Origin of the sequence: Pedobacter nyackensis, assembly GCF_900176505.1 — a bacterium.
Classification (GTDB): Bacteria; Bacteroidota; Bacteroidia; order Sphingobacteriales; family Sphingobacteriaceae; genus Pedobacter; species Pedobacter nyackensis.
Genome location: NZ_FWYB01000012.1, coordinates 43138 through 50372, shown reverse-complemented (window position 1 = coordinate 50372; position 7235 = coordinate 43138). Strand labels below are relative to the sequence as shown.

At 38.5% G+C, this 7235-nt stretch carries 9 protein-coding genes; 5 read left to right on the top strand and 4 right to left on the bottom strand.

Annotated features, from left to right (window positions below):
- From B9A18_RS18615 to B9A18_RS18605, 3 genes are all read right to left on the bottom strand, one after another.
- A partial coding sequence (locus B9A18_RS18615; protein WP_235005377.1) for a hypothetical protein occupies positions 1–765 on the bottom strand: 765 nt, incomplete at its 3' end.
- Positions 766–1163: 398 nt separating this feature from the next.
- Entirely contained in the window at positions 1164–2096 is a 933-nt protein-coding gene (locus B9A18_RS18610; protein WP_144009542.1) for a hypothetical protein, read from the bottom strand.
- A 22-nt stretch (positions 2097–2118) separates the two neighbouring features.
- A complete protein-coding gene (locus B9A18_RS18605) occupies positions 2119–2808 on the bottom strand; it encodes a Crp/Fnr family transcriptional regulator (protein ID WP_084291053.1) in 690 nt (229 codons plus the stop codon).
- Positions 2809–3168: 360 nt separating this feature from the next.
- On the opposite strand from B9A18_RS18605, the gene B9A18_RS18600 reads away from it, so the two are divergent.
- The 5 genes from B9A18_RS18600 to B9A18_RS18580 all read left to right on the top strand — a co-directional run bounded on the left by B9A18_RS18600 (position 3169) and on the right by B9A18_RS18580 (position 5711).
- Positions 3169–3810: a DUF6266 family protein gene (locus tag B9A18_RS18600; RefSeq protein ID WP_084291052.1), complete on the top strand. Its 642-nt coding sequence runs from the start codon at positions 3169–3171 to the stop codon at positions 3808–3810.
- Positions 3811–3827: 17 nt separating this feature from the next.
- Positions 3828–4091: a hypothetical protein gene (locus tag B9A18_RS18595; protein ID WP_084291051.1), complete on the top strand. Its 264-nt coding sequence runs from the start codon at positions 3828–3830 to the stop codon at positions 4089–4091.
- Positions 4092–4106: 15 nt separating this feature from the next.
- Entirely contained in the window at positions 4107–4694 is a 588-nt protein-coding gene (locus tag B9A18_RS18590; protein WP_084291050.1) for a cyclic nucleotide-binding domain-containing protein, read from the top strand.
- 130 nt (positions 4695–4824) lie between these two features.
- Positions 4825–5280, top strand: coding sequence for a MauE/DoxX family redox-associated membrane protein (locus B9A18_RS18585; protein WP_084291049.1), 456 nt, complete (start codon positions 4825–4827; stop codon positions 5278–5280).
- A 104-nt stretch (positions 5281–5384) separates the two neighbouring features.
- Positions 5385–5711, top strand: a complete 327-nt coding sequence (locus B9A18_RS18580) for a hypothetical protein (protein WP_084291048.1) — start codon at positions 5385–5387, stop codon at positions 5709–5711.
- A gap of 50 nt (positions 5712–5761) precedes the next feature.
- On the opposite strand, the gene B9A18_RS18575 is transcribed toward B9A18_RS18580, so the two are convergent.
- Positions 5762–7207, bottom strand: coding sequence for a TlpA family protein disulfide reductase (locus B9A18_RS18575; RefSeq protein WP_084291047.1), 1446 nt, complete (start codon positions 7205–7207; stop codon positions 5762–5764).
- Positions 7208–7235 lie beyond the last annotated feature (28 nt).

Below are 7235 nucleotides of genomic sequence, written 5' to 3'. Positions count from 1 at the left end.
TCCGGTTAGTATTTCAATCTGTTGATCAAAAATACGATTAATATCATTATTATTTATGAATATGAAGTTTTTCAAGAATCCCATAAAACCAATAACTCTATCATGACTGTAATTATGGTTCAGCAATGCTTTGGCGATGGTAAGCCGTTCATCACCCAGTTCCTTATCAGGAATTTTACCTTCAAGTAGTGCCTTTTGACAAGCTAACGCAATAAGCGCAAATGGATTTTGTATTGCAAGAAGGGTCCTCTCGTCATGATCAAAAACATGATAAGTTAAATACTTAAACGAAAGTGCTGTTCCTAAAAGGTGATCTCTATATTCAGTTGGTCTGTCTTGCTGTTCATCTCCAGTAAAAACAGCTATTGCGGCTACTGATTTTTTATATCGGTCTCGAATGCGATAATTGTACTGATAAAGCCGATAAGCAAATTCAGGATCATTACCACCCTCAATTTCTACATTAAGCAAAACCCATTTTTCTGTCCCGTCTTTTAAATAGAGTTTGGCCAACAGATCTGCTACACGTTTATCCTTTTTGCGCTCCCTATGGGGGATAATGGCATGAAGCTCCTTATCCATAAATTCTATCCCTTTGCTGAAATCCAACACCTGATCGGCGTCAGGATAAACAAACCGTAGGAAATCAGGAAAATTCTCTTCGAAAGCCCCCTTTAATAGTTCATCATTTTTCTTTCGGGGCTTTTCAATTAGGTCGCCTTTTTTCTTATTTATCGGTACAGTAATATATAACTCTTCTGGCATACGGATGTTTTTGACTCCACTTAATGAAAAGGATCTGTCCAAAGTTACTCCGATCATAATCTTTATGCCCACACCAGCTAAACTTCAGGAAAATCTACGCTTTCTCTTGAAGCTAACAGAATTAAATATGCCTGAGTGCTGACCACAGGTATGTGTACAAAATTTTATTCTGATAATCACAGGGCCATTTTTTAAGATGTGACTCATTCCTGCTATAATTTAAGGGTACCGCAATACACACGCAATGAAATGGGTAATTCTACTACCATGGCGATACCCTTAAGATTTTCATGCCAAGAAGCGTAAGTAATCAGGCATCAAAATCAGGATTTGCTTTCCAGGCGTCAATACCTAGAATGTAAAACTATCATGGTCTGTTTGCAGATTCACATGTAGTCCTAATAATCATCATCTTCAAATTTAATACGTCTTCTCAGTCTCGTAGTAAAATACGTAGATCTAAGTTCCGCGAGTAAATCTTCGGATAGTGTTCCCTTGCTTACTGATACACCTGTTTCCTCTAAAACTTCATCCATTGCAATCATCGATTGCAGTTGTTCAATCAACTTATGTAGCTTTTCTAATGATGCCTCTATTTTATCCTCTAGTATACCCCCTTTAGAATAAAATATTCTCAAATCTTTAAAGCTCTTATGGGGAAATATATCCACTTCCATTTCCTCTATATAAATTTCCGCCAACTGGTCCATGTCATAGAGGTTGATATTCTCAATTGGTATCCCAGACATAAATTCTACAAACTCCTTGCCAGATCCACTCCACGTTGTTTTCCAGAACGAAGGATTCATTAGTTCCTCACACGCTTCAGGCAACATTTTCAATTTTTCAGCCACCTCCTTTAAAGTATCGTAAATAACTTCATCAAGGTAGCGATTTGATGAGAGGCGTGCCAGAAGAATCGGGAAACAACGAATAGATCCAATCTTTGTAAGCGCTACACAAATGGTGAAAATTTCTTCCTTGTCTTCTGTCCTACTTAGTACTTCCAATAAAAAATGTTCATTTTCAGTATTATCAATCGTGCCAAAGATCCTAAATGCCCAGTCCCGGGCTTGCTTACCACCACCACGCACTACATCCTTTAATGGTTCGAGATTTGTATCAGGTAAAAGAATCCTTGACAAAGCCTCATAAGCATCATTCAGCGACACATAATCCTTTTCAGATTGAATATATTTACACAGTAGAGGAATGTAATGCTGGTATTCTTCCCGATCTACCTCATCATACATATGTAATCCAATTTTGCCTTCCAGCTCATCAACCCTATTTTCACGTACTGCCTCGAGATAAGTTTTTAAATCATTCATAAGCATTATATTTTTTTTATCATTAATTGTTTAGTTCCGATTGCTCTACACCTCCTCCAACGCTAATATCTTCCTCCTCTATAAGTTTTTTGCGAAGTCGGCTTAGCGTGGGGCCTTTTATAATCAGGTAAGAACTGATTATTTTTTGCATCATCTTCTTCTTATCAGTTAGCTTCACACTGGGAAAAATTTTATAGAATTGCTTTACCCGATCCTCACCTTCAAACCTCATCAGTCGATCTCGGTCCTGAAGCTTTCGCCATTGGTAAGCAAGCACCATTCTTGAAATATGCTCCGTTCCCGGGTAAATTTTATAAATCTCTTCAATGTCTGTGGCACTAAGCTCCAGCAAATGGGTATCCGGACAAGCCATTAAAAAAACATCACTAGGCATCCCAGTCATAAAGCTATCGGGCTGTTGGGCTATTTCTCCTGCCTCAAAAATTGCATATACCGAAAATACCTTATTGTGATCGTAATAGTAGGCTATCACCATTCCTTCGCATACGTACCAACTCTTATCGCTAATGGCACCAGCTTTTAATAAAATGGGATTACCCTGGCTATAGTACCCTACTAATCTATCTTTCAATTGAGCAAAACATCGGACGGAATCAGGATAAATCTTTAACAAGTAATTAAAATACTGGTCATAAAAAGCATGACTAATCAGCTCCTTACGAATAAGAGAACTGTTCTTGAATTCTTTCATTTGAGATGAAACGTTAATTTATATTCGGTTGATTGTTACAAAATTATCAAATCATCAGGACTTTTTTTTTGACATATGTTAAAAAAAGCTGACTATTTTAAAATAATTGCCATAAAAACAAGCACCCACCAACTACCTGAAGTTTCTTTACAGTTAACGCAAAGAAGCTAAATATTGAACGGCATTTGAACGGATATTGAACGGACATTGAACGGAGACTGAACGGGCAAACCCATCCAATATCCGTCCAACGTCGGTTAATTAACCATCAAACAATTTTCCTTAAACTATACTTAAACCGACAGCGAGCGGGTTGACATTCAAAACCTTAGTTCCTACTTTTAGGAAAAAATCTCTCTTATGGCAAGAATCAAGAATGGCCTGTTAGGCGGTATCAGTGGTAATGTTGGAAATGTTGAAGGTTATGTACGTTGTGGAGTACCTATGGTACGCTCAAAAAAGAGAAAGTCGAAAGTCCCCCCATCTTTAAAGCAACTTTTTTACCGGAAAGGAATGTCGGTAGTGAACAAATTCATCAACAGCATGACACGCTTTGTAGGCATGGGTTTTGAAAGCGTAGCCAGGGGTTTGCCCCAAACCGCCAACAACCTCGCCAAGTCTTACCAGTTGCTCAATGCGCTTCATGGTGAATATCCTGATATCAAAATTCTATACCCGGCGGTAAGGCTAACAGAGGGAGATATCCAATTGCCCAATAACCCTCAGGCATTAGCCGAAGGTAATGGCATACGCTTTACCTGGGATTATGATCCGATTGAAAACTGGGACGACAGACGGGCACAAGCAATGGTGCTAATCCATGCAGAAGAAACCGGAAAATCATACACCATACTTACTGGTGCCCGTTTTTTGGAGCAGACAGAATTGATCGAACTTTCACCGGGTGTTAAAGGCAAGCACCTCCACGCCTACCTGTCATTCGTTTCCGACGATAGAAAAAGGGTCAGCAACAGCATTTACCTGGGTAATCTAGTTTTATAAACCTCAATCCATGATTTATGATAGCAATTTTAAAACGCATACTCTTATTGCTTGAAACTTACTTTGAAGAGCAAAGAGTAGAACAACGTCTAATGAAAGAGGCGTCCACCAGGGACAACTGGCTGGATTGTCACACTGCTAAAATGATGCTCCGAAAAGGCGATCGAACACTATTCAATTACGTCCAGGCCGGCAAACTAATCAGCAAAAAAGTTGGTGGAGCCAATTTTTACCTCGAAAGTAGCGTATTGGACATTTTAAACAGGCCCAACAGTCTTTAACCTTAAAATCAAGTGATGAATTGTTCAAATCCAGCCTATAATTCACTGATAGAAGAGCTCGAGCATTTCTATCCGGCATGCTCAACTGCCCTGAAGATTGAATTAAAAAAGAAATTATTTGAGATCGATCTGAAGAAAGGTAAAAGACTCCTGAATTATAAGGAGATTCAGGAGTCGGCCTATTTTATCTATAAAGGATCTGCCATAGAGTTTTGGGTTAACCCGATAACACTGGAAGAGACCGCTTCCAAATTTTGGTTTGAAAAGGACTTTCTATATACCACTCCCGGCCTATTCAGCAGGGAGCCATCACTAAGCGCTATCGAACTTATGGAAGACACCAGGCTCGTTGGGATGCCCTTTGCAGATTTCATAACAATGAAAATTACATTTCCTGAATTAGAACCCCTTTCGGAGAACATAAGAGGGAATTACGGCAAACTTCAGCAGGAACATGAAGCGGACTTACACCTATCTGCCATTTATAGGGTACAGAAATTAGAGGCAGAGCATCCGAACATCTACAACCTTGCCGAAATGCGACACATTGCCCAATACCTCAAAATCAATCCAGAAACCCTACGCCGTTTAAGAGGGAAATAATAGCTTAATAAGCATCGGTATCCCACATTTATGGGATATAAAGCCCACAAATGTGGGATACGTTTACCACAAATGTGTGATGCATTCATTTCCTGTTTCCTGAACTTTAGTTTATTAAACAACAAAAGCTATGGAAACGAAAACCTCTTCTCTTCAAACAGATCGACCTATAATTTTATTATCAGTGGTATTCATTCTGTTCTGGCTCTTCTCGGCCGGATCAAAACTTTATGATTTCAACACCTTTAAAGGAGAGATGAATAACCAGGTATTTTCTGCCAGCATTAGCAATGCGCTGGCTTATACCCTACCCGCTGTTGAAATTACGATTGCAGCATTACTGGTCTATTCCACAACCAGGTTCACCGGCATGATCCTTAGTTGTTCAATGATGCTCATTTACACTACTTATGTTGGCCTGGCCTTATTAGATGTTTATAACAGAATCCCATGTAACTGCGCAGGCCTATTGGGCAGTTGGGAAGCCAATTTAATACTGAACCTGTTTGTTACGGCAGTTGCCGCAACTGGGTTGATACTAAACCTAAAGTTTAAAGAAAGGAGGGCAAAGGTATGGATACAATAGTATCACATGCCCCATTACCGGCATGCGAGTGACCCGAACCTCCTGTATTAACCCATCTCTGCGTACAGGTTGAAATTTTAAAGGAGATCCTAAAACCAAATATTATGAATAGAATAAATAAAGCACCCTTGATGGCCTTCGGATTAGGTCTCGGGTTAATGTTAAGTGTAGTAACGATGAGTTCGTTTACACCAGAAAAAAGAGCGCTTGAAATCGTGTATCTTTTGAGTGCTGATGGATTGACTTACAACAGGTTCTCTACTGATGGATCTTTCCCTTCAACCGGGGGATGTGAAAGTGTAGATGACTATGAACCATGTCATCAGCGTTACAATACCGCTCAGGATCCAGGTGTATCATCCTTCTCGTCTTCTTCGATTCCAGCAAACAATATCCCTGGGAATCCTGAATCATATTGGGCATTTCCATAATTGTTAAAATTAAATAAGCTCAGGGCCTTACTGCCCTGAGCTTATTTACCTTATCTATTTTTCCTCAAGAACATTTCGAACACTTTTCCAGATTCCTGATCTGATGGTTGAGGGAAATCCGAGGATAAGAGTTCTCCGTTCTTTCCGATAACCATCAGTTTTGGATAGCTTGTGTAACCGTAGTGTTTAATCAATGGATGACTTGTCCCAAGACCTTCGGTAAACAGGGAAATCTCAACATCTGAAGTATGAGTTCCCTCCTCAATACTTTTCAACCATAGATCTCTTTGTTTATCAACATTGACGTTTATAAAAATGATACTGGGATCATTGCTGAATTTCTTAATAATTGGATCCAGATTTTTTACCAATCGGACACAAGCTCCACATTTTATAAACCAAAAATGACAAACTACCATTTTGCCCTTAAAATCAGTTAAAGATATCTTTTTTCTATCCAGGGTTTCAAATTTAAAATCAGGCACTTTTGCCCCTTTCACCTTTGCATGCAGTATCTCTGTCATTATTTCTTTACTGTTGCCATCCTGAATTCTATTTAGTTCTTTAAAAAACAAAGTTTGCATATCACCGCTTAGTCCTGCCTTCTTCCAAAATAAATAAGTAACGAGTTTATCTCTTAGTAAACCAGACGTATGCCTGTTTATTTCCTCATACAGTTGATTAAATTTCTTATTTCTGAGCTCTGCAGAGAAAAGAGTTCTTAACTGGTAATACAGCAACACAGCATCCAGATACTGAGGTGTATTATTTAGTACTACCGGATCATTAATTCGACTCCAAACCTGAAAATAATTATCTAAGGACGTTCTAATTGAAGTGTTTGAGGACAGGTCATTAGTAAGAGATACCACCTTAAATTTGTTTAACAAACTCATTCTCAATCTTGATTCAATATTGATCTTCAGTATTTTTTTTAATTCCTCATCAGCAGGGTAAGTAAGTAATGCTGAACTGAATGTGTTGATCAAAGAATCCGTTTTAGCAAATAGCCTGGAAATGTCACTTACAGATGAAGGACTCCCGGAAAGAAATACGCTATTGGCATATGCTCTTTTTTGCAGATCCCAAAACTGAGGGTTTTTACCCGTAATAGAAATTTCTGAATCATCAATATCAAGATTTATGCTATCTCCAACTTTGATCAAAGGAAATCCATAAGATAAAAAATTGATTGATTTTAAAAGCCTGAATTTCAAATATGAATATTTACTTGTTACAGGGATCTTTAAGTAGAAATGTCCTTTTTTTATTTCAAAAGGATAAACAGATCCATCTCGAGGCGTTCCAGTTTTGAGATCTATATCATTGCCTGTGTAAACACTCAAGCCTAGCTCCGAATGCAGCATGGTGGAGTCAAGACCCGTGACCTTCCCGGTAATTGTAATACTGCCTACTGGCTTTACATCTGGTTGCGGTGAGCAATCTGCTGATCCAATTTTTAGAAAAAAGACCAATATGATACTTAATACTTTCATGTGATTTGGTTTATATAAATGTTAAAAA

What these genes read in the sequence shown, in the direction of transcription:
- B9A18_RS18590 (WP_084291050.1), top strand. Translation starts at nt 4,107, where the DNA reads ATGAATTGTTCAAATCCAGCCTATAATTCACTGATAGAAGAGCTCGAG.
- B9A18_RS18595 (WP_084291051.1), top strand. Translation starts at nt 3,828, where the DNA reads ATGATAGCAATTTTAAAACGCATACTCTTATTGCTTGAAACTTACTTT.
- B9A18_RS18575 (WP_084291047.1), bottom strand. Translation starts at nt 7,207, where the DNA reads ATGAAAGTATTAAGTATCATATTGGTCTTTTTTCTAAAAATTGGATCA.
- B9A18_RS18585 (WP_084291049.1), top strand. Translation starts at nt 4,825, where the DNA reads ATGGAAACGAAAACCTCTTCTCTTCAAACAGATCGACCTATAATTTTA.
- B9A18_RS18605 (WP_084291053.1), bottom strand. Translation starts at nt 2,808, where the DNA reads ATGAAAGAATTCAAGAACAGTTCTCTTATTCGTAAGGAGCTGATTAGT.
- B9A18_RS18610 (WP_144009542.1), bottom strand. Translation starts at nt 2,096, where the DNA reads ATGAATGATTTAAAAACTTATCTCGAGGCAGTACGTGAAAATAGGGTT.
- B9A18_RS18600 (WP_084291052.1), top strand. Translation starts at nt 3,169, where the DNA reads ATGGCAAGAATCAAGAATGGCCTGTTAGGCGGTATCAGTGGTAATGTT.
- B9A18_RS18580 (WP_084291048.1), top strand. Translation starts at nt 5,385, where the DNA reads ATGAATAGAATAAATAAAGCACCCTTGATGGCCTTCGGATTAGGTCTC.